This window comes from Adlercreutzia sp. DFI.6.23, from assembly GCF_024462535.1.
In the GTDB taxonomy this organism is placed as follows: Bacteria; Actinomycetota; Coriobacteriia; order Coriobacteriales; family Eggerthellaceae; genus Adlercreutzia; species Adlercreutzia rubneri.
Window position 1 is genome coordinate 124,442 of record NZ_JANGBP010000004.1, and the last position, 22,048, is coordinate 146,489.

Here is a 22,048-nt window from a genome sequence, read left to right on the forward strand (position 1 = left end):
AGATGTCCCATCGGCTTCGGTGAACGTAACGCCAGGCACGCTCTTCGGCAACGCCCTTAGAGAAGAGGCCTCCTTTAGCGCTTCTCGGCGAGCAGTCGGTTGAGCGCATTCAAGTAGGCCTTCGCCGAGCTGACGATGATGTCGCCATCGGCCCCGCGGCCCACGTACACCTCGCCACCGGCGGCCTTCACGCGCACGGTCACCTCGCCGAGCGCGTCGATGCCGCGGGTCACGGCGTTCACGGCGAACTCGGACAGGTCGTTGTCGACCTGCACGATCTGATCGATGGCCTTGTACACCGCATCGATCGGGCCGGCGCCCCAATCGCACACCGTCCGCACGTCGCCCTCGGGCCCGCGCAGGGTCACCGTGGCCGTGGGCTTCAAGGGGAAGCCGCAGCTGACCTGCACGCCCTCCAGCGTGTAGATGGCGCACTCCTCGCGATCGCGCTCGTTCACGAGCGCTTCCAGATCCTCGTCGTAGACTTCCTTCTTCTTGTCGGCCACATCGAGGAAGGCGTTGTAGAGGCGGTCGAGCTCCTCGCCCTCGTACTCGTAGCCGAGTTCCTCCAGGCGGTGCTTCAAGGCCGCATGTCCGCTGCGGGCCGTCAGCACGATCTGGCTCTGGCCCACGCCCACCTCGGCCGGATCGATGATCTCGTAGGTGTCGCGCTTCTTCAGCACGCCGTCCTGGTGGATGCCCGAGGAATGGGCGAAGGCGTTGGCGCCCACGATGGCCTTGTTGGCCTGCACGTTCATGCCGGTGATGGAGCTGACCAAGCGGCTCGCCTTGATGAACTCGCGGGTGTTGATGTCGGTGTGCGCATCGAGCTCCTCGCCGTGCATGCGCATGGCCATGACCACTTCCTCCATGGCCGTGTTGCCCGCGCGCTCGCCGAGGCCGTTGATGGTGCACTCGATCTGCGTGGCCCCGTTGCGCACGCCGGCCAGCGACAGCGCCGTGGCCATGCCCAAGTCGTTGTGGCAGTGCACCGACACGGTGACATCGTCGATGCCGGCCACGTTGTCCATGAGGTACTTGATGCGCGCGCCGAAGTCCTCCGGCAGCGAGTAGCCCGTGGTGTCCGGGATGTTCACCACCGTGGCCCCCGCCTTGATGACCGCCTCGATGACCCGTGCGAGGAACGCGAAATCCGACCGGCCCGCGTCCTCGGCGTAGAACTGCACGTCTTCCACGTACTTCTTGGCGTAGCTGACGGCATGCACCGCTCGTTCGATGCACTCGTCCTCGGTGATGCGCAGCTTGTCGCGCATGTGCGAGGGGGACACGCCGATGCCGGTGTGGATGCGGGGACGCTTCGCGAACTTCAGCGCATCGGCCGCCGAGTCGATGTCCTTGTCCACGGCGCGGGTCAGCGCGCACACCACGGCCGCGTCGCCGGCCAGCTCGGAGATGCGGCGCACCGACTCGAAGTCGCCGGGACTGGAGATGGGAAAGCCGGCCTCGATGACATCGACGTTCAGACGAAGAAGCTGGCGGGCGATGACGAGCTTCTCCTCCGTGTTCATGGAAGCGCCCGGCGATTGCTCGCCGTCGCGCAGCGTGGTATCGAAGATGTCGATCTTGCGTGTCATGCCATCCTTCTTTCTTCTTTTCTTCTTCCGACAGTTCGCGCCTGAGACGCGGACATAGTTGACCGAAAGCATCATAACAAAAACCAGCGGCACCCCCGTTAAAAGGCGCCGCTGGACACGGTTAAATCTTTCTATAGCCCGACATCGGAGCCGTCGATGGCCGCTACAGGGTGATCTTCCACAGGTTGCGCAGATCGATGGCCCCGCGCAGGCGGTCGAGCACCGCTTCGGACACGTCCCCCTCGACATTCATGTACACGAGCGCGCAGGACTCCTCCGGCCTGGTGCCGATCTGCATGGTGGTGATGTTGGCCGCGGCATCGCCCAGAATGGTGCCGATGACGCCGATGCGGCCGGGGGCGTCCACGTACTCGAACACAAGCGACGTGGTCGCCGGCGCGATGTCGATCTTGTAGCCCATGAGCGAGATGATGCGGGGCGTGTGCTCGGTGCCGAACAGGGTCGCCGCCACCTCCACCTCATCGGCCACGATGCGCACCGAGGAGGCGTACTCGCCGGCATCGCGCGCCGAGGCGGTGGTAACGGAAATGCCATGCTGGGAGGCCACCGACTCGGCGTTGGCCGCCGAGAAGGCCCCGAGGCGCCGGTAGGACAGGCCGCCGTCGAGCACCGCCGCGAGCAGCGGCGCCGGGTCGGCATCCGCCAAGCCGCCGGCCAGCTCCACCTTCAGGCTCTTCGGCGTATGCCCGAGGATCTGGCTGGCCATCGATCCCATCATCTTGCAGGCGTGCACGTAGGGACCGATGGCATCGAAGACCTCCGGGGGCAAGGGCGACAGGTTCACCGCCGTGGCCACCATACCGCCCTCCAGGCCCGCTTCCACGTACTCGGCGATCTGGGTGGAGGCGCGCCGCTGGGCCTCGTGGGTCATAGGCGACAGATGGGGCGTCAGAATGGCGTTTTCGAACTCGTGCAAGGGCGAGTCGGTGCAGGGCTCGGCCTCGAAGGAGTCCACGGCCACCGCGGCGATCTTGCCGGCGGCCACGAAATCGGCCAGGGCGTCCATGTTGAAGATGCCGCCGCGGGCAGCGTTCACGAGCACGACACCGTCCTTCATGGCAGCGAACTCGTCGGCGCCGAACATGCCCAGGGTACCCACCGTGCGGGGCAGGTGCACCGTGATGAAGTCGGCCTGGGCGAGCACCGGCGCCATGTCGTCGTAGAGGGTGACGCCCAGATGCAGGGCGCGCTCCGGCGAGCAGTAGGGGTCGTGCCCGATGAGGTTCATGCCGAAGGCCGCGGCCCGCTCCGCCACAAGACCCCCCACCCGGCCCAGGCCGAAGATGGCGAGCGTCTTGCCAAACAGCTCGCTGCCCATGAAGTCGGGACGGCGCCACTGGCCCGCGTGCATGGAGGCGCTCGCCTCGGGAATGTGGCGAGCGGCGGCGAGCAGGAGCGCCATAGTATGCTCGGCGGCCGAGATGACGTTCGAGTTCGGCGCGTTGCACACGATGACGCCGCGCTCGGAGGCGGCCTCGATGTCGATGTTGTCCACGGTCACACCCGCGCGCCCGATGATCTTCAGGTTCTCGGCGGCGTCCAGCAGAGCCGCGTCGACCACCGTGTTCGGATGCACGATGAGCGCGTCGTAGGGCGCGATGGCGGAGGCGAGCTCTTCGGGCGTGGGATCGATGAGCTTGTCCACCTCGTAGCCGTGCTCGGTGAGCGAATCGATGCCTTCCTGCACCAAGTCTTCCGTGACCAGGATCTTTTTCGTCATGAGCGCCACCTTCCGCATTCGTCGCCCTCGCCGGGCCTCTGTCTTGTCGCAGGGAGGCCGCCGCCTCCCCTTTTTGCCTGCTCGCTAGCCGTTGTTCTTCTCGAACTCGGCCATGAAGGCGACGAGCGCCTCGACACCGGCCTTCGGCATGGCGTTGTAGATGCTCGCGCGCATGCCGCCCACGGAGCGGTGGCCCTTGATGGACTCGATGCCATGGGACTTCGCCTCGGCCACGAACAGCGCATCCAGCTCATCGGAGCCCGTGACGAAGGGCACGTTCATGAGCGAGCGATCCTCCTTGCGGGCGGTGCCGCGGAACAGCTTGCTCTGATCGAGGTAATCGTAGAGGATGGCGGCCTTCTCCTTGTTGCGCTCGGCCATAGCGGACAGGCCGCCCATCTCCTTCAGCCACTTGAACACAAGGCCGCAGATGTAGATGCCGTAGGCCGGCGGGGTGTTCGACAGCGACTTCGCCTTCGCCTGGGTGGTGTAGCGCATGATGGTGGGCGTGAAGGGCAGCACTTCCTCGCGCACCAGATCGTCGCGCACGATGACGATGGTCACGCCGGCGGGGCCTATGTTCTTCTGCACGCCGCCGTAGATGAGACCGAACTTCGACACGTCCATGGGCTCGGAGAGGAACATCGAGCTCACATCAGTGACCAGCGGAATGTCACCGGTCTCGGGCAGCGTGTGGTACGTGGTGCCGTAGATGGTCTCGTTCTGGCAGATGTACACGTAGTCGGCCTCAGGGTCGAACTCGAGGCCGGCCACGTCGGGCACGTAGGAGAAGTTCTCGTCCTCGGAAGAGGCCACGCAGCGCGCCTCGCCGTAGAGCTTCGCCTCTTTCCAGGCCTTCTTCGACCAGGAGCCGGACACGATGTAGTCGGCCTTCTTGTTCTGCATGAGGTTCATCGGGACGGCCGCGAACTGCTGGGTGGCGCCGCCCTGCAGGAAAAGCACCTGGTAGTTGTCGGGAATCTGCAGAAGCTCGCGCAGGTCGGCCTCAGCCGTCTCGATGATGTTCGCGAAGGGCTTGGAGCGATGGCTCATCTCCATGACGGACATGCCGGTGCCGTCGTAGTCAAGCATCTCGGCGGCCGCCTGGCGCAGCACCTCCTCGGGAAGCACAGCAGGACCGGCGGAAAAGTTGTAGACCCTAGCCATGAGGCGATTCTCCTTCATCACGCGCCCGAAGCGTCTGCGGTGGTGCGCCCACGCGTCCCACAGGCGATACGCCCCGGGCAGCCGTCAGTTACCCGGCCATTGTAACCCCATATGCGAGTCGCGCCCTCAACATAAGAGCCGAGCGGTTCGGAGGCGAAGACCTCACGACCTTGCAAAGATTTTGCCGAAAATGGTCACAAAATCGAGTTTTGCTCTTTCCCTATCTTGGAATTGCTCGTTTTTCGTTAATTCCAACAGTCGATTAACCAGTTTCAAGCGCCAATTCGGGCGCGTCGGAGAGCATTTAACATATTCTCGAATTCAAAACTCGATTTTGTGACCAAAAAACGAAAAGTTTTTGTCCTGAGGAAAGGAAGCCTCATGTACTTCGACAACATGGTTCTCTATTACAAGCCTACCTGCCCCTTCTGCCACAAGGTACTCGCCTTCATGGAGCAGGAGGATATCGCCATGCCCATGCGCGACACCCTGGAGCCGGGCGTGAAAGACGACCTCATCCGCATCGCCGGCAAGGGCCAGGTGCCGTGCCTTATCGTGGACGGCGTGCCGATGTTCGAGTCCGACGACATCATTCGCTTCCTCGGCGACCTCATCTTGGAGCGCGAAGAGGGCTAGGCGGCTGCAACAGACGAAGCACAGGACGCGCCAGGGCCCGACCCGGCGCGTCCTGTTTTATGGAAGACTTCCTCAAAGATAGTGCGCCATTGACGCCTCGTCAGCGCTACACTGTTCTCACGCGAAAACGCGCAAGCGAGGACAAGGAGTCTCTATGACCAAGTTCACCAACGTCATCGTCCGCAAGCCGGGCAAGTCTCTGTGCAACGGCATCACGAGCGCCCCGGAGCTGGGCCAGCCCATCTACGAGCGCGCCGTGGAGGAGCACGACGACTACATCGCCGCCCTGAAGCAATGCGGCGTGGAAGTGACCGAGCTGCCGGCGCTGGAGGAATACCCAGACTCATGCTTCGTGGAGGACCCCGCGGTTATCACGCGCTGCGGCGCCATCATCACCAACCCCGGCGCCGATTCCCGCAACGGCGAGAAGGACGAGATCGAGCCGACCATCCGCCAGTTCTTCGACGACGAGCACGTCAAGCACATCGTCGCGCCGGGCACGCTGGACGGCGGCGACGTCATGATGGTGGGCGACCACTTCTACGTGGGTCGTTCCGCTCGCACCAACGAGGAGGGCATCCGCCAGTTCATCGAGATCCTCGAGGGCTGGGGGCTCGAGGGCTCCGAGGTGCCGCTGGAGGAGGTGCTGCACCTGAAGACCGGCGTGAACTACCTGGAGGACGGCAATATGCTCGTTTCCGGCGAGTTTATCGAGAAGCCGGATTTCGCCCAGTACAACAAGGTGGTCGTGCCCGAGGACGAGGCCTACGGCGCCAACTGCATCTGGGTCAACGGCACCGTCATCGTGCCCGAGGGCTACCCCACGGTGCTGAAAGCGGTGCAGGACCTCGGCTACAAGACGCTGGTGGTGGACACCTCCGAATACCGCAAGGTGGACGGCGGCCTGTCCTGCCTGTCGCTGCGCTTCTAAGCCGCTGCTCTTACCGAATGCCAGATGAGGCCCGCGAGCGATCGCGGGCCTCTTTACGTACCGGCTCAGCCTCGCCTCGTTCTTTAGGAAGAACGGCAGTCACCGCGCGCTACTCCACCGTACCGTAGACCTGGCCCCAAGCGTGGCCGACGATGGCGCTGTTCAGCTGGGTGCACAGGCGCTGGCGCGTGTAGTCGCCAGGCGGGAGCAGCGTGACGATGCGCAGAAGCTCGTCAGGCAAGTCGGCCGCCTCGGCAGCCACCACCACATCGAGCCGGCGCACCTTGGCGCCGACGGCCTCGGCGATAGCGGGGTCCAAGTCGCCGTATTGGGCGAACAGCGCGTCCACGACATCCTGCAGCGCCCCGTAATACTCGCTGCGCTCGCGATTGGTTCCGGTATGCTCACGGGCCATGACGGCCTCCTATCTATCCTTCATCGTAGAGGGCGACCTTGATCGCCCCTTCGCAGCCTCGAAGCTCTTCCAATTCCGTTCCACAGATGGGCCTGCCGCCGAGGGGCGACCAAGGTCGCCCCCTACGGATGGGGTTGCGGCCGTTAAGGAACGGATGACCTCAAACGCTTGCTTCGCGCTGCTTGGCGATTATAAGCGCTTCCAGGGCGGGCAGGTCGGTTTTCTCGAAATGGTACGGAACGATCTGCGGATCACGCGGGTTATCGGTGCCGGGGCGCTCGATGCGCAGGAAGTGGGCCTCCACCGACTCGTAGCCCGCGCGCATGAGCGCATAGGCGTAGCAGCTCGCCTGGAGACGGTGCTTCTCGTCGAGCTGCTCGGGCGTCTCGTCGTCGCGGCCGCCGGTCTTGTAGTCGATGAGGAAGGCCGCGCCGTCGCCGTTGTCGGCGAGGCCGTCGATCTCGCCTTCCAGGAAGAAGCCGCCCAAGGCCACGGTAAAGGGCACCTCGGCGCGGCGGTGCTCATAGGAGGCGAAACGGACGGCCTCGTCGCTTCCGAGCCAGCGGGTCAGCGCCCTGTACAGCCGTTCCTGCTGACCGGCCGAAAGGCTCTCTTTCTGAATTTGGGCCTCGATGGCCGCCTCGCCCGGGCAGAAGAGCGCCCCGCGCTCGCTCAGCTCGATGGCCTGCTGGGCCAGGCGGTGGAATGCCGTGCCCAGGGCCGTCGCACTCTCGGAGCCGGGAAGCGCGCCCCTGTCAGTTGAAGCGCGGTATTCGGAGGCGACCGCAGCTCCTTCCGAGTCGACAAGCACTAAGCCCTCGTCGGTATCGACGGCCGCCTCGTCGCTGTGGGGGTGCGCGCCGGAAAGCGACGTGTAGGAGTAGAGCCCCTCGCGCGCGAAGTTGCGCGGAACGAGCACCGGATCCTCGGGGTGCTCGCGCAGCGGAACCAGAAAGACAGGGGAAATGTCCGTCGCCGCAGTTTCGGAGACGATCCCCTCGTCGGCCCGTTGGCCCCGCGCCCCGTCGGATCCTCGGTCCTCCACTTTTTCTTCGCCGGCAAGAGCTCCCTCGCCCTCGCCCATCTCATCGTCTTGCATCTCGACGAGTAGCCGCTCTGCCGTCACTCTGGCCGGTGCGCGGCCGCCGAAGTCCACCATGGAGATACTGGCACCCTCGCCCATGGGCCATCCGAGCGCATCGAAGACGTCGCCGGTCACCCAGGTGTCCCCGTAGCCGTCCTCGGGTTTCGCGCTCACCCTCATGACCAGCTGCAACGAGCGGCTCGCGCGCGTGAGGGCAACGTACATGAGGCGCCGCGCCTCCTCGCGCTCCTGGACGGCGGAATAGGTTGCCAGTGCCGCGCCAAACCGCGCCGCCGGCAGCGTGCAGAAAGCGCGCTCGGCCTCGGCCGGCTCTTCCATCGGCACCGCGGGACCCTCCTCGTCCAGCGCCCGTGCCCAGCTGCGCAGCTTCGCCGCCGTCTTGTCCCACGAGCCATGGGGCATCCAAGCCGCAGCCACATAGGTGGCCTCGCCGATGTTCTCGACGAAGAAGGAGGGCGCGCTACCCCCCGGATAGCCGTCCTTCAACTCTGCCACAGCCACATGGGGAAACTCCAGGCCCTTGGAGGTATGCACGGTCATGATGCGCACGAAGTCGGCATCGAGGCACGTCAGTGCGCCGGGCGCCTCCTTGGCCAGGGCGATATAGTCGGAATAGCGCCGCGACACATCGGCGATGCCGCAGCCGTCGCGCTCGAGCCCCTCGACGATGACGCAGGCCTTGTTGAAGTTCCCTGCGCGCGCCATGCCGTTGGCTCCTTCAAGTTGGAGCCGATCCGCCAGGCCGCTGTCCGCGAAGAGACGCCGCAGGGCCGACGCCGCGCCCTCCCGCACCGCATGACGCACAAAGGAGCGCAGGCAGCGGCGCGTCAAAGCCAGGGCAGCGCGATCATCGGCGCCCAGGGGAAACGCGCCGTCCTCCTCACGCCCGAAGAAGCCGCGAGCGATGGACTGGCGGGGGTACCCGCTCTCGTCGCCGGCCGCCCAGGCGTCCGTCGTGGCAAGGGCGAGAAGGGCATCGTCGGATATCGCGAACAGCTCGGAGGCCAGCACCGGGTAGAGCGCCTCGGTGTCGTCGCGGTTCACGGCCACGCGCAACAACAGGGCCACCAGCTGGGCCTCCGGGCTCTGGCCGAAACCCGACCCGCCGGCCACGATGCTCTCGAGACCCGCCTCGCGCAGCGCCTCCTGATAGAGGGAGGCGCGGGTCATGCTGCCCAGCAGCAGAGCCATCTCCCCCGGGCGCGCCCCCGCGTCCCTCAGCTGGGCGAAGCGGTCGGCCACCTCGCGAGCGCAGCGCCTCGATGCCTCGTCGGATGACACGGTGGCGTGGCTCGCGTCGTTCTGGAAGACGCTCACGGCGATGCGGGCCGGGCCGTCGGGGCCAAACATCGGATCGACGGTCGCGTTCACCGCGCCGGCCGCCTCCAAATGCAGGAACTCATCACCGAACACCTGGGGTTGGCCGAAAATGGCATCCACGAGCGCCAGGACGTCGCCGTGACTGCGGAAGTTGTGGGGCAGCGAGGGAAACTGCGCGTCGGGAGAGAGGTTCCGCAGCCTGTCGCGGTACTCGAAGAACACGTTCACGTCGGCGCCGCGGAACCGGTAGATGCTCTGCTGCGCGTCGCCCACCGTGCACACGTTGGCGAAGCCCGGTTGCGCCAGAGCGCCGATGACGGCGACCTGCAGCTTGTCGGTATCCTGGAACTCATCGACCATGATGACCCTGAAGCGCTCGCGGTAGCGCGCCGAGAGCTCGGGGTGCTCGGCGAAGGCGTCCAGGCACCGACGCAGCAAATCTCCCTGATCGAGCCGGCCGCTCCCCTTCGCCCGGGCATAAGCGTCCTCCACTAGGCGCGCGAGCGTCACGGCGGCGGCAGCAACCCGCGCCCCCAGGGCCGCCCGGGCCTCGGAGAACACATCCGCATAGGCCTCGCGCCAGGCGGCGAATGCCTCGGCATCCGGCTTCTTGGCGCGGTACTTCTCCGAAGAGGGCGGAAAGCCCAGAAGTACGTCCAGGTACAGCTCCGCATCGAAGCGCGCACTCAGAAAGCCCTCGCCCGCATCGGCCGCAAGCCATCGCTCGGCCCCCTCGATGCCCTCCTCCAGAGCTGCGGCGAACGCCTCGTCGGTGGCGGTGGGCTTGTCCCATTCCCGCACCGCGCCCTGGATTTCCCGGGCCGCTTCCAGAACCAGCCGCATAAGCTGCTCCGGCGCGGCGGTCGGCTCCGCCACCCGCAGGCCGCCGAACCCCTCGGGCATCGCCCTCACCCGGGCCACCACTTCCTGGGCGTATTCAAGAAGCCCCTTGTCGAAAGGGCCGCGGCCCTTGAGCCCGAACTCGTCCACAACCGCGCGCAGCAGCGGATCGGCGCCCTCCTCGAGGTGGGCGAGCACCTGCTCTACGGCCTCAGCCCGAAGGTAGCTCGCCTCCGCCTCGTCGACCACCTCGAACGCGGGATCGATGCCCACCTCGAAGGCGTTCTCGCGCAGGATGCGGGCGGCCATGGAGCCGATGGTGCACACCCAGGCGTCGTCCACCTTCAACGACTCCTCGACCAGGCCTTCCTCGCGCAAAAGCCCGCGGATGCGGTCGCGCAGCTCGGCGGCCGCCTTCACCGTGAAGGTGATGGCGAGCACCTCGTCGACAGATCGCAGGCCGCCGGATTTCCCTTCGCCGGCGAGCAGCCCGTAGGCGATGCGGCGCGTCAGGGTGAACGTCTTCCCCGAGCCGGCGCCGGCGGCCACCATGAGGGGTCGATCGAAAGTGGTGATGGTCAGGCGCTGGCCCTCTTTGCAGCTATCGAGATTCACGCGAGCCTCCCGGGACAATCGTAGGCGGGACAGTACGTGCAGGCAGCCGGCGCGGACGGGCTCACAGGTATGGCCCCTTCGGAAAGCTCTGCCAGCCGCGCGGCCACCAACGCCTCGATGGCATCCAGGTAGGCCGAGAAGTTCATGGCCACTTCCGAGTTTTTCGAGGACAGGCCGCCCGCATCGTAAGCCGCGCCATCGTAGGCGCCGGCCAGAAGCTCCTTCGCGCCGCGCGCGCGGTAGCCCAGGTACAGCGCGCCCGCGCAGGCGAGGCCGAAGCCGGTGCGCGAAAGCGCCTGGGCGTAGATGAGCCCCTGCACGTGTTGCGGCAGAGACGGCTCGTCGCCCTCTTTCAGGCCTGATGCGTAGCCCTTGGATGCGCCCTTGTAATCCACGATCACGAAGCGCCCGCGCTCCGCGTCGACATCGACGCGATCGATGCGGCCCCGCAGGCGCACGCCGGCGTAGTCCACGGCATCGGAAACCTCGATGGCATGCTCGCAGAGGGCGGGCTCGTAGCCGGCGGGCATCTGCGCCTGCAGGCGCAGGCTGCGAACCAACTGCCGTTTGAGCTGCGCCAGCTGCTGCCGCTCCTCCCGGTTGGCCGCGACGAGGCGCGATCCCAGTCGCCGCTCGGACTGCACCCGCGCAAGCTCGTCCACGAGCGCCTCGAGCCGGGGCGCCAGGGCCTCGATATTCTCCGCACTCACACGGCGCACGCCCTCCCCGGCGAGACCGTCGTAGAAGTGGGCGAAGACCTCGTGGGCGAAATTGCCCAGCTCCCGCGGGCCAAACTCCTCATCGGGGCCCTCCGGTCGAAGGCAGGACTGCACGAACCAGCGGTAGGGGCACGAGAGGTACTGCTCGATAGCCGAGGGGGACAGCACGGGCAGTCCCTCGGGCGTGCGCGCGAGATAGCGTAGAAGCGGAAGGGTGCGCAAGCGGCCTCGCATCGGCACGGAAAGCTCCTCGCAGCTGGCAATGGGGCCGAACGCGACGCCGAGGACTTGGGGCAGCGCGCCCTCGCCGGCGCAGCGCGCCTCGGTCGCCAAGGGCTCGGGCAGCCCGAGGCGCGCGGCATCGGAGCGCTGCCACCGGGCCGCCAGCTCCCCGTCCCCTTCCACAAGGGCCCGGGAAGCCTCCGCTTGGGCCTGGGCACTTGCGAACTCCTCCAAGAGAAATGACGGGAACGACTCGTCCCCCCGCTCGTCGCGGCGGCTCACCCCCAGGACGAACCGGCGGCGCGCGGCCCCCCCAGCCGCCGCGAACCGCGACCGCTGGCGCCGAAGGGCCGAGGGCTCGCGGGGAAGGCCGAGCGCCTCGGCGAGGCCGTCCAGGGCCGAAAGGTCCTCGGAGATGCCGAAGGTGCGCGCACTGACGTCCGCCAGGACGACCGTGTCCCAGCTTTTCGGCGCCAGGGAATCCAGCACCGCCGTTCCCGCGATCTCGCACACCGGGCCCTCGCCATCCGACGAGCCCTCGATGCGCACCGTGGCGTCCGCGAGCATCGGCAGTAGCGCGCGGGAGGACGCCCCCAGCTCTTCCGCCGTCTGCACCAAGGCGCGGAGCCTGTCGAGGGCGGCGCGCTCGACGGCGCGCTCCAAAGCGCCCGGGAACGCAGAGCCCACGATGCCGGAGAGGGCCTCAAGCGCATCGGACGGAACGCTCTCTCCGCGGGCCATCGCCCGAACCACGCGGACGAGGGCCTCATAGGAGCGGCTTTCCGCCGCAAGGATACCGGCGGCGTCCTCGGCGAGAAGCAGGCGATCAGCCCTCAAGCGCCCGTTGATCTCCCGGGCTTTCCGGTCGTCGAGGCCCGAGAGCGGGTTGTAGGCGAAATCGGTGGCCGCCGCGAGCCAGTGGGGGCTCCCCTCCTCCAAGCGGCGCACGCATTCCCAGGCACGCCCGAGAGCCGTGGCGTCCCAGGGCACGGCCCCCCGCAACGCCACCTGAAAGCCGGCTGCGGCCAAGGACGCCCCCAAAACCCGCAGCAATCCCGCGGGATCGGCGCTCACAACCAGGGTGTTCTCCGCTTTGCCCCCATCGCGCGCTATCGTCTCAAGCAGAAGCTCCGGCATCGCCGCCGCTCCCGCAGCGATCAGTACGGACGGCTGCACGTCCCGGGGAAGGGGCGGCACCGTCGCAAGGTCGGCCGCGCCCTCCGCACGGGCGCCCAAAGCCGCAAGGAGGCTCCGAAGCCCCTCTGAGGCATCCAGAAAGTCGAGAACTGCCACCTCCATGACGGGAAGCCGGCCGGCAGCGACCATCGAAGCAAGACGGGCGGCCGCCGCGTCCGGCTCTATGAGGTTTCGTGCCGACAGATCGTCGTAATAGGAGCGGAGGCACGCGACGAGCTCGCGCTGCAAGGGGGCCAAGCCATCCCCATCGCGTCCGATCCCCTCGGCAAAGGCCGCCGCATGCTCGGCGGCGAAAGCGGCCAGCACCGACGGCGCACCAGGTGTCTCGGCAGCCCCGCAACCAGCGGCCGCCCGGGCCATCAGCACCTGGCGCTCGTCGGCCCTGACGAGCGCGCGCCCATCGCCCCACAGCTCCCACAGCTCCTCCACCAATCCCGCGGCCGTAAGGCGGCGCGTGCCGAAGGCGGCGCCGGCGCCCGCCTCGGTCGCGGCGGCCTTGGCGGCAGCATTCGCACGCTCGGTGGTGCGGTAGAGCTTGATGGGAACGGTCGTCGGCACGGGCATCCTCCTTGAAAAATCAGTTCCGACCATTCTAACGCGATCAGGACGCTTCGGTGTCCTCTTTATGTCCCTCCACAGCCCGAACTTCCCTCTGCTGGCACCGCGTTCGCACCGGATAGCCCCACGCAGCCGAAAATCAATCGGCCCGGACGAGTCGTCGCCACCGGCTCCGTAAGCATTTGGCAACGGATTGCCGCCCGCGCGGTGACCCGTGGGCCGTCGAGCGTCGACGGCCTCTTCCCGAGGCTACCATGACAAGGGAACGCGATGACACCCGGCGCAGACGCGCCCCGGAAGGCCAGCCCGTTCCCCTAACCGCAAGCGACAGGAGGCGCATGATGACGTATCAGGAACTGATTATCAAGCTCATCGAGATTCAGAAGCACATGATGCCCGACTTGGAGAAGTTCGAGCGCGAGGGCCGGCTGCCTCACGATCTTAAGGTCGCCAAGGCCGAGATCATCGAATGGGAGCACACCGTGGACGGCGACGGCGGCCTGGAAGAGGCCCCGGAGATCTGGCCCGTGGAGAAGTTCGCCCGGGCCCTGCGCGAGCACTACGACGACTTCAACGACTTCATGCGCCGCAACATCGCCGAGTACGAGGCCCTGGCGGCCCAGCTGCCCGAGGCCTACGCGCACCCGCTCGGCCAATAGGCACCGGAGTCGGGGCATGCCGTTGAAGTCCCGCTCGTGAGCGCCGACCACCATCGAGAGCCACCTCCCCGGGCGGCTCTCGTCGTCTGCTACCCCGCTCGCGCCTAGTAGGTACCGGCGATCTCCTGGGCCATGCGAGCGACGCCGCGGCGCGCCTCGAGGCGCTCGCGCTTGAAGTGCCACTGGCCGCCGTCGAAAGCGGCACCCAAGCTTATGGCCGCCAGCCGATACCAGGTGCGCGCCCGGCGGAAGTCCTGGGCGCAGCCGCGCCCCAGCTCGAAGGCCCGGGCCAGGCGCAGGGCGGCGTTGCCCGTGGATGCCCGGTCCTCGTCGATGCGCCCGCTCTCCAAATCGAAGGCCCGGCGGTACAGCGAGAACGCGCGGGCCGTCGAGGCATCGCATCCCCGGCCCGCGGCCGCCAAGTCACCCAAACGCCAGCAGCACTCGCCGTGGCCGTGGTAGGCGCCGAAGGAGAAGTGCAGGTAGGCGCGCTCGTCGAAAGGGGTGTCTACCTTGTGCAGCGCGCGCCGATCGGCCAGACCGTCCCAGTACTCCCCCTCGCACAGATCGCTCTCGTAGATGACGCCGAGACGGCAATGGGCGCCGATATTGCCCCGGGCCGCGGCATGCAGAAGGAGTATCTCGGCCGCGCGGTAGCAGTCGATGCGTCGGCGGCGATGCTCCTCGCCCGGCAGACCCAAGGCTTCGCTGAAATAGATCTCAGCCAGCTCCAGTGCGCGCCAGCCGCCACAGTCGGCGCCACCGGGGTAGGAGGCAACGAAGGTGCGACCGGCCCCGTCGGGCGCCGGCTCGCTCACCCAGATGCGGGGCAGGCCGCCCGCGCCGGCAACGCCCTTGCGATCCACGGCGAACACCGAGCCCGTCTCGCGCCTACGGCGCCACTTCTCGTTGCGCAGCACTTTCGGCGTGAAGCTCGTCTCGGCGCCCCCGCAGGCCCGCCGCGCGCTGGGCGCGCCGAACATCAGGTTCGCCATGCGTTGGGTCCAGCCCACTTCCTCGGCGCGGGCCGGGGCGGCGGGGGCGGTTGCAACAGGGGCAGCCGCGGCCGCGACGGCGCTAGTCATTGAGCACCACCTCCATCACGAGCCGCGTCCACGAGCCGATCTGCTCCTTGTCCGTGAGGCGCCCCTCCACGGACTTGCCGCCGTCGATGAGCCGGGCGACGAACTCGTTGCACTCGCAGGAGACGTAGCCGATCCGGCGGTCGGCGCCATCGCGCACCTCCACGGCCCAGCCGTCATGGGGGTTGGCCGCGTCGCGCACGAGCGCGAACCGCTCCCCTTTTCCGTAGCCTTCCGCAATGGCCGCCATGGCGGGCACGTGGCGCGTTCCCGCCACGGTGGTGCCCTCTACGACGCGGATCGATTGAGCTGCAGTTGCCATGGGTTCCTCCTGACCGATAACCTTATGATCGACCATAATAAAGGACCCCCGAGCGATTAAGTGTACTATCTTCGGTACAGCTGAACCTTAAAGCCTCCTTCGCCGACCAGATCGCTCATGGTTGTCGAGACCACACGATTATGTTAGAGTCCGCTAACACGAAATCTGCTTCCCCGAAAGACGAGGAACACCATGAAGGACAAGAAATCGAAGAAGGCCGCCGCCGACAAGAAGGCCGAAAAGAAGGCCCGCAAGAAGAAGCACACCGGTTGCGCGGGCGAGAAGGGCGCCGCCGGCTGCAAGGGCTGCGCCAAGGCCAAGGCGTCGCTTGCGCTTTCGCACTGCACCTGCTGCAAGAAGCGCTGCCCGCTTTCCAAACCCAAATGCGGCAAGGGCCGCCGCCTCGCCGCCGCCCTCAAGCTGCGGGAGAAGAAGGCCTAGTCGTCGACGACCTCGGTATCGGCCGCTTCCGCCGTCTCGTCATCTGTCCCGGCACCTTCCTTCGCGGCGCGGGCCTCGTCGAGCAGGGCCTTCATGGTGGGGTTCTTGCGGGTGAGCTTCTTCACGGTGAGATCCTCCGCCTTGTCGTTGGCCAAACGCAGGTTGCGCTCACTCCCCAGCAGGTGCTCCTTGATCTTCTGCAAGTGGTCGATGGACTTGTCTATCTCGTCGATGGCCTTGGCGAAGCGCTCGCTGGCGAGCCGGTAGTTGCGGCCGAACTTGTCCTTGAAGTCGGCCAGCTGGTCCTCGAAGTTCGTCACGTCGATGTTCTGCTGGCGCACGAGGGCCAGCTCGCGCCGGGCCTCCATGGAGGAGAGCGCCGCATTGCGCAGAAGCGTGATGAGCGGGATGAAGAACTGCGGACGGATGACGTACATCTTCTCGAAGCGGTAGGAGACGTCCGTGATGCCGGCGGCGTACAGCTCGTTGTCCGGCTCGAGCAGCGACACGAGCACGGCGTACTCGCAGCCCTTCTTGCGGCGGTCGGCGTCCAGCTTCTTGAAGTGCGACTCATTGGTCTTCCTATGGGTGGAGTCGTCGGCCTCGTTCTTCATCTCGAACATGATGGAGACGATCTCGTTGCCCTCCTCGTCGAAGTCCCGGAAGACGAAGTCGCCCTTGGTGCCCTCCACCACCTCGTTGTCCTTCTCGAAGTAGGCGCGCGGGAAGGCCGTGGGGCGCAGGCGGTTGAACTCGATCTCGCAGTGCTGCTCCAGCGACTCGCCGAGCATCTTCGTGGAAAGGCGCGCCTTCATGTCCTGGATGCGCTCGATCTCGCGCTCGCGGTCGGCGATGAGCTCGTCTTTCGCCCGCAGCTTCTCGGCCAGCTGGGCCTGGGCCTCGGCCTGAGCCCGGGCCAGCTCGGCCTCGGCACGGGTCTTCTGCGCCTCCAGCTCGTCACGTGCCCGCTCCACTTTGCCGCGCAGCTCGTCCCGCTCGCGCTCGACGGCCACCTGGGCGTCCTTGGCCGCAGCCTCGGCCCTCTGCACCGCGATCTGGGTTTCCATAGAGGCTTGCGCGCGCTGGCTCTCCAGCTTCTGGGCCAGCTCGTCGCGCTCGCGCTCCACCGCGCGCAGCCGCTCGGCCTCGGCGGCCATCGCATCGCTCACGGCCAGCTTGCGCGCCGCCTCCGCCTCGCTCTCCTTGGTAGACAGCTGGGCTTTCAGGTTGACGAGCTCGCCGTCGCGCTCGGCGATTTGCGCGCGCAGGGCCTCTTCGGCCTTCGACACCGCCAGCGCCACCTCCTGCTCGCGGCTCTTCTCGGCCAAAGACACGCGAGCGTCCACCTCGCGTTGGAACTCCTGGTCGCGCACTTGGTTCAAAATGGCGGCGTAGCCGCTCTCGTCCACCGTGAACGCCTCGCCGCAATGGGGGCACTTGATCTCGTTGCTCATGAAACGGTTCCTTCCTGTTGCTCGAGGGAATCATACACCGCCGCCGAGGCGGCGGCCCGGAGGTCAGCCGGCCGGGTACAGCATTTCCAGAGACTGGATGGCCGAAAAGGGAATGCGACGGCGCACGATCCACAGGTCGCGAAAGGTAAGGTCAATCTGGCTCACGGCCCCTTCGGCCACCCGGTAGCCGCCGTCCTCGTAGTAGCGGCAGCGCACCACGTCCCCGCGGACGAGGTTCGCGATAATCCCGTCCAGCGCCCGGGCCTCGTCGTCAGCCAGCGGCCGACGCGGCTCAGGCACTACTTCCTTTGCATGAACGAGATCGTAGTAGCCGCGCAGCGCCGCGAAGGGCATGAACTGGCGGGCACGATCCGGGTGCGGCCGCCCAATGTCGGGCGGCACAGGAGGATCCAAGGACGCCTCGGCCTGCCGCCCCTCCGCCCCTGCATCGGCGACCGTCCCGCCAACGGCGACCCCCTTGTCAGGAACACCCGCACCGCCGACCTCCTCCCATACGAGTCCCGCGAGCAAATCCACTTCCCTAGCCATGGTGCCCTCCCACCATGGTGTTCCGCTCGCGACCGAGCGCGTGCTCCTTCAAGCTCGTGCCCTTGATGAGGGCGTTTTTCCCGAACTTCTCCTTCACGGCGAGCACGGCCTCGGCGCGGCGCCGCTCGCGATCGGCGGCCGCAACATCGGTGAACAGGTCCACCGTGGCCAGATCGGCGTCCACCAGGTTGCCAAAACCGATGCTGATCTTGCGCATAGTGCGAGCGGGATCCACCGTCTCCCGAAAGAGCGCCTCCAAATAGCCGTAGAGCTTCGCGAAAGAGTTCGTACGCTCGGGAATCTTGCGCGAGCCGCCCCCGTGTGGGCGAGCGCCGCCGACACGGCGGATGCCGTGGCCGCCGTCGAAGAGCTCCCCGGCCTTCGCGGAGCCCTCCGACGCATCGCCCCCAGCATCTTCCGCCATCTCGCCCTCGCTCTTCCCGTAGCTCACATGCAGGGATATATGATCGGTCACCAGGTGCTTCTCTACCAGATCGAGCACAGAGTCGTCCACCATCTCGCGCAGCACCATGAGGGTGTCGTCGAAGTTGTAGCCGCAGGGCAGGATCTGCCCGTTCATCATGGAGGAGCTCTCCGGTTCGTAGGCCTTGATCTCGGCGATGGTGCAGGGCTCCACGCCCCAGGCGTGATCGATGAGGTACTCGGCGTTCACCCCGAACTCGCCGTAGAGCACGTCCGGATCCATCTCGGCGACGCCCTTCAAATCGAACACCCGGTACTTCGCGAGCCGCCGAGCGATGCCCGGCCCGATGTTCCAAATGTCGGTGATGGGCCGATGTCGCCAGATGCTCTCGCGAAAGGAGCGCGCATCGAGCTCGCCCACCCCGTCCAGCGCGTGCTTGGCCGAGATGTCGAGCGCCACCTTCGCAAGGAACAAGTTGGGGCCGATGCCCACGGTGGCCGGGATGCCCGTCTCCGCGAGTACTGCCGAGCGCAGGGTGTCGGCGAACTCGCGGGCCGTCAGGTCGTACAGCTCCAGGTAGGGCGTGGCGTCGATGAAGCACTCGTCGATGGAATAAGGATGGATGTCCTCCTGGGACACATAGCGCAGGTAGGTGCCGTAGATCTCCGCCGACACTTCCATATAGCTGTTCATGCGCGGCTGAGCCGTGATGTAGTCGATCCCCTCGGGAATCTCATAGAGCCGGCAGCGGTTTTTCACCCCCGCCGCCTTCATGGCCGGGCTCACCGCCAAACAGATGGTCATCTCCGAGCGCGTCGGATCGGCCACCACCAGCCGTGTGGTCATGGGATCCAGCCCCCGGCGCACGCACTCCACCGAGGCGTAGAAGCTCTTCAGATCGATACAGACATATGTGCGCTCACGTTCCATGCCGCCCAGTATAACATGGAACGTTAGTTCGAGTTATACGAAATAGCCTACTTCCCGCTTACGACCGCCGCTTCAGGGCGCGCAGGCGGCCCTTCTGCTCAAAGGGGATGCGGCGGCTCTCGATGGCCTTCTGGATGGCCTTGTTGTGGGTCCACTCGTCGAGGGCGCCGGAGGCGATGACGCGCTCGGCGGCCGCCGGCTGCTTGGCCAGCGCCTCGGCGAAATACCAGGCGCGCACCATGTTCACGTAGTACTCCGGTCGCGACACCGCGACGACCCACTCGAAGAACTCGGGTCGGAACCGCTCGTCGAGGAACAGCTGCAGCAGCACGCCGATGGCGAAGCGCACCGTGTACTCGTGGTCGCTTTCCAGCCACTGCCGCACCTTCACCAGGGCGGCATCGGGATTCGCGGCGAGCCCGCGACAGGACAGCTGGTCGCAGGTGGCCCAGTTGTCGGCGAAGGGCAGGAAGCGCTCGATCTCGCCGACGAGCTTACCGAAGTCACGTTCCTGCGCGATGACGAACGAGTGCAGCTGATTCTCCTCGAAGGCGCCGTGCGGCAGCGCCGCCAGAAACTCCCCTGCATCTTCCCGCCGGGCGAGTCCTTTCGCGAACTTCCGCAGCTCGGGCGTGCGCACGCCCACGATGGTGGCCGCATCGATATTCGGGATGAGTTTCGCCTGGAACGCCCGGTACCCCTCGTCCGCATGGGAGGCGAGAAACGCCGCTATGTCTTCGTGAATCGCCACGGTCCCCTTCCCCATCGCATGAACACCGTCATTCTAGCACGTAAAAAGAACCCCCAGTTCATCACGGGGGGTTCTTTTCATGCGACTCACAGGCTGTTCGCAGCGTCGGCAGATCCGTTCGACCCGTCAGGGCGAACGGAATCGATTACACGATGCCCTGGGCCATCATGGCGTTGGCGACCTTCTCGAAGCCGGCGATGTTGGCGCCCATGACGTAGTTGCCCTCGTGGCCGTAGCGCTTGGCAGCGTCGTCGATGGCGTGGAAGATGCTCACCATGATGCCCTTGAGCTTCGCGTCCACTTCCTCGAAGGTCCAGGAGAGGCGCTCGGAGTTCTGGGACATTTCCAGACCGGAGGTGGCCACGCCGCCGGCGTTGGCCGCCTTGCCCGGGAAGAACACGATGCCGTGCTCCTGCACGTACTCGGTGGCCTCGAGCGTGGTGGGCATGTTGGCGCCCTCGGCGAGAATCTTGCAGCCGTTCTTCACGAGGTTCTCGACGTCCTCCATGTGCACCTCGTTCTGGGTGGCGCAGGGCAGCGCGATGTCGCAGGGGGTGACCCACACGCCGCGGCCCTCGTGGTACTCGACGCCCTCGCGACGGGCGGCGTACTCGGTGAGGCGGCCGCGCTCCACTTCCTTGACCTGCTTGAGCAGCGCGACATCGATGCCCGCCGGGTCGTACACCCAGCCGGTGGAGTCGGACACGGTGACCACCTTGGCGCCGAGCTGCTGGGCCTTCTGCGTGGCGTAGATGGCCACATTGCCGGAGCCGGAGATGCAGACCGTCTTGCCGTCGAAGGAATCGCCGTTGCACTTCAGGTACTCCTCCACGAGGTACACCAGACCGTAGCCGGTGGCCTCGGTGCGGGCGAGCGAGCCGCCGAAGCTAAGGCCCTTGCCGGTGAGCACGCCCTCGAAGACGTTCTTGATCTTCTTGTACTGGCCGAACATGTAGCCGATCTCGCGGGCGCCCGTGCCGATGTCGCCAGCCGGCACGTCGGTGTCGGCGCCGATGTGACGGAACAGCTCGGTCATGAAGGCCTGGCAGAAGCGCATGACCTCCATGTCGGACTTGCCCTTCGGGTCGAAGTCGCAGCCGCCCTTGCCGCCGCCCATGGGCAGCGTGGTGAGGCTGTTCTTGAAGATCTGCTCGAAACCGAGGAACTTGATGATGCCGAGGTTCACGGAAGGATGCAGGCGCAGGCCGCCCTTGTAGGGGCCGATGGCGCTGTTGAACTGCACGCGGAAGCCGCGGTTCACCTGGATCTTGCCGTTATCGTCGACCCACGGCACGCGGAACATGATGACGCGCTCGGGCTCGACGATGCGCTCGAGCAGCGCGGCCTGCTCGTACTCGGGATGGGCCTCGATGACCGGCTCGAGGGACTGGAGCACCTCGGTGACGGCCTGGATGAACTCGGGCTGCTCGGCGTTCTTCGCCTTCACCTGCTCGATGACGTTGTCGACGTAGCTCAAAGGAACCTCCTTTATGCGGAAAGGGCTCGCGGCGGTGCCACGGTGCACCTCCGCCTTCGCGCTGCATTATAGGACGGAGAATTTCCAAACGATGACTAATTAACTGAGCCGAAACAAAGCCCGCGAATTTGCGCACCGGCGGCCGGCAAACGGGCTAGAGCGAGGCGTACACCTTCGAGGAGGGGACGTTCAGGGACGTGAGCAGCACGACGCCCACCTGCCCGCGCTCCGGCGCGTAGACGATGTGCGCGCTTCCCTCGCCCTCGCCGCGGCCGGGCTCGGCCTGGTCGTCGTCGGTGACGATGACCACGTTGAAGTCGTCGGTGTCCGCCAGGCAGCTCAGGCGCGGCACGAGGCAGACGAAGGACTCGGCGCCGGCGGACGCGAGCTCGTCGTGCAGCTTTTTCAGCTGACGAGCCGAGGCGTAGTAGTCCACGGCCACGACGCCGATCTTGCGGTCGCCGGCCATGAGGATGCGCGGCTTCTCGTAGCGGGCGAGGTCGTCCACGTTCAGCGTGAGGACGCCGGCGCCCTTCTCCTCGTAGAACGAGCGCACGTCCGAGGCGTACACGGGCCGCTCGCGCATGGACAGCGGCAACCGCGCCAGCTCGGCGGCCACCATCTCGCCCAGTGTCTCGGGACGCTCCTCGGCGCCCCCATCCACCGAGGGGAGCTTCGTGGGGCGCAGCGCGTCCAGGACGTCGTAGGTGCCGTCGAAGACGATGGCCGTATATCCGGACATCTGCCCGAAGGCGTCGTCCACGGCCGTGGCGGCCATATTGAAGGAGCGGCCCGTCTCGAAGTAGCGCAGAAGCACGCTGCCGCCGAGCACGACGAGCAGCGCGAACACGAGCAGGGCGACTTTTTCGCGGGTACGCTTCTTCATGGAGGAAATTAT

Annotated in this window: 18 protein-coding genes; 4 read left to right on the forward strand and 14 right to left on the reverse strand. The window is 66.4% G+C overall.

Features of this window, described 5'->3' with window-relative positions:
* Positions 1-74: 74 nt before the first annotated feature.
* From NE591_RS05025 to serC, 3 genes are all read right to left on the reverse strand, one after another.
* Positions 75-1,595 (reverse strand): 2-isopropylmalate synthase, encoded by a 1,521-nt coding sequence (locus NE591_RS05025; RefSeq protein WP_114539165.1) that lies wholly within the window; start codon positions 1,593-1,595, stop codon positions 75-77.
* A gap of 163 nt (positions 1,596-1,758) precedes the next feature.
* On the reverse strand, positions 1,759-3,336 hold the full coding sequence (gene serA, locus NE591_RS05030) for a phosphoglycerate dehydrogenase (RefSeq protein ID WP_157011484.1): 1,578 nt from the start codon (positions 3,334-3,336) through the stop codon (positions 1,759-1,761).
* A gap of 84 nt (positions 3,337-3,420) precedes the next feature.
* Positions 3,421-4,503 (reverse strand): 3-phosphoserine/phosphohydroxythreonine transaminase, encoded by a 1,083-nt coding sequence (serC, locus tag NE591_RS05035; RefSeq protein ID WP_157011482.1) that lies wholly within the window; start codon positions 4,501-4,503, stop codon positions 3,421-3,423.
* 381 nt (positions 4,504-4,884) lie between these two features.
* Between serC and NE591_RS05040 the strand changes: the two genes are divergently transcribed.
* Positions 4,885-5,139 carry a glutathione S-transferase N-terminal domain-containing protein gene (locus tag NE591_RS05040; protein WP_117284794.1) on the forward strand — a complete coding sequence of 85 codons (255 nt, stop codon included), beginning with the start codon at positions 4,885-4,887 and terminating at the stop codon, positions 5,137-5,139.
* A 154-nt stretch (positions 5,140-5,293) separates the two neighbouring features.
* The gene (locus tag NE591_RS05045; protein ID WP_117284795.1) at positions 5,294-6,070 is read left to right on the forward strand and encodes a dimethylarginine dimethylaminohydrolase family protein; all 777 of its coding nucleotides are present in this window, start codon (positions 5,294-5,296) and stop codon (positions 6,068-6,070) included.
* A gap of 109 nt (positions 6,071-6,179) precedes the next feature.
* On the opposite strand, the gene NE591_RS05050 is transcribed toward NE591_RS05045, so the two are convergent.
* The 3 genes from NE591_RS05050 to NE591_RS16215 form a co-directional block, all read right to left on the reverse strand.
* Entirely contained in the window at positions 6,180-6,485 is a 306-nt protein-coding gene (locus tag NE591_RS05050) for a hypothetical protein (protein ID WP_157011480.1), read from the reverse strand.
* A gap of 160 nt (positions 6,486-6,645) precedes the next feature.
* Positions 6,646-10,365: an exodeoxyribonuclease V subunit beta gene (locus tag NE591_RS05055; RefSeq protein WP_227070227.1), complete on the reverse strand. Its 3,720-nt coding sequence runs from the start codon at positions 10,363-10,365 to the stop codon at positions 6,646-6,648.
* The gene (locus NE591_RS16215; RefSeq protein WP_157011476.1) at positions 10,362-13,061 is read right to left on the reverse strand and encodes a PD-(D/E)XK nuclease family protein; all 2,700 of its coding nucleotides are present in this window, start codon (positions 13,059-13,061) and stop codon (positions 10,362-10,364) included. Before NE591_RS16215 ends, NE591_RS05055 begins: the two co-directional genes overlap by 4 nt.
* Before the next feature lie 338 nt (positions 13,062-13,399).
* Between NE591_RS16215 and NE591_RS05065 the strand changes: the two genes are divergently transcribed.
* Positions 13,400-13,720, forward strand: coding sequence for a hypothetical protein (locus NE591_RS05065; RefSeq protein ID WP_157011474.1), 321 nt, complete (start codon positions 13,400-13,402; stop codon positions 13,718-13,720).
* Between the two features lie 104 nt (positions 13,721-13,824).
* On the opposite strand, the gene NE591_RS05070 is transcribed toward NE591_RS05065, so the two are convergent.
* Complete coding sequence (locus tag NE591_RS05070; protein WP_157011472.1) at positions 13,825-14,805, reverse strand: tetratricopeptide repeat protein; 981 nt, start codon at positions 14,803-14,805, stop codon at positions 13,825-13,827.
* Entirely contained in the window at positions 14,798-15,124 is a 327-nt protein-coding gene (locus NE591_RS05075) for an HIRAN domain-containing protein (protein ID WP_198160959.1), read from the reverse strand. Before NE591_RS05075 ends, NE591_RS05070 begins: the two co-directional genes overlap by 8 nt.
* Positions 15,125-15,316: 192 nt before the next feature.
* Between NE591_RS05075 and NE591_RS05080 the strand changes: the two genes are divergently transcribed.
* Positions 15,317-15,565 (forward strand): hypothetical protein, encoded by a 249-nt coding sequence (locus NE591_RS05080; protein WP_157011468.1) that lies wholly within the window; start codon positions 15,317-15,319, stop codon positions 15,563-15,565.
* Here NE591_RS05080 and NE591_RS05085 read toward each other — a convergent pair.
* The 6 genes from NE591_RS05085 to NE591_RS05110 form a co-directional block, all read right to left on the reverse strand.
* On the reverse strand, positions 15,562-17,019 hold the full coding sequence (locus tag NE591_RS05085) for a DUF2130 domain-containing protein (protein WP_157011466.1): 1,458 nt from the start codon (positions 17,017-17,019) through the stop codon (positions 15,562-15,564). The genes NE591_RS05080 and NE591_RS05085 overlap by 4 nt on opposite strands.
* Positions 17,020-17,082: 63 nt before the next feature.
* Positions 17,083-17,568 carry a hypothetical protein gene (locus tag NE591_RS05090; RefSeq protein WP_157011464.1) on the reverse strand — a complete coding sequence of 162 codons (486 nt, stop codon included), beginning with the start codon at positions 17,566-17,568 and terminating at the stop codon, positions 17,083-17,085.
* Complete coding sequence (locus NE591_RS05095; RefSeq protein ID WP_157011462.1) at positions 17,561-18,922, reverse strand: DNA repair protein; 1,362 nt, start codon at positions 18,920-18,922, stop codon at positions 17,561-17,563. Before NE591_RS05095 ends, NE591_RS05090 begins: the two co-directional genes overlap by 8 nt.
* A gap of 58 nt (positions 18,923-18,980) precedes the next feature.
* Positions 18,981-19,673 (reverse strand): DNA alkylation repair protein, encoded by a 693-nt coding sequence (locus NE591_RS05100; protein ID WP_198160958.1) that lies wholly within the window; start codon positions 19,671-19,673, stop codon positions 18,981-18,983.
* A gap of 145 nt (positions 19,674-19,818) precedes the next feature.
* A complete protein-coding gene (gene gdhA / locus NE591_RS05105) occupies positions 19,819-21,150 on the reverse strand; it encodes an NADP-specific glutamate dehydrogenase (protein WP_157011458.1) in 1,332 nt (443 codons plus the stop codon).
* A 154-nt stretch (positions 21,151-21,304) separates the two neighbouring features.
* Positions 21,305-22,036, reverse strand: coding sequence for a hypothetical protein (locus NE591_RS05110; RefSeq protein ID WP_157011456.1), 732 nt, complete (start codon positions 22,034-22,036; stop codon positions 21,305-21,307).
* Positions 22,037-22,048 lie beyond the last annotated feature (12 nt).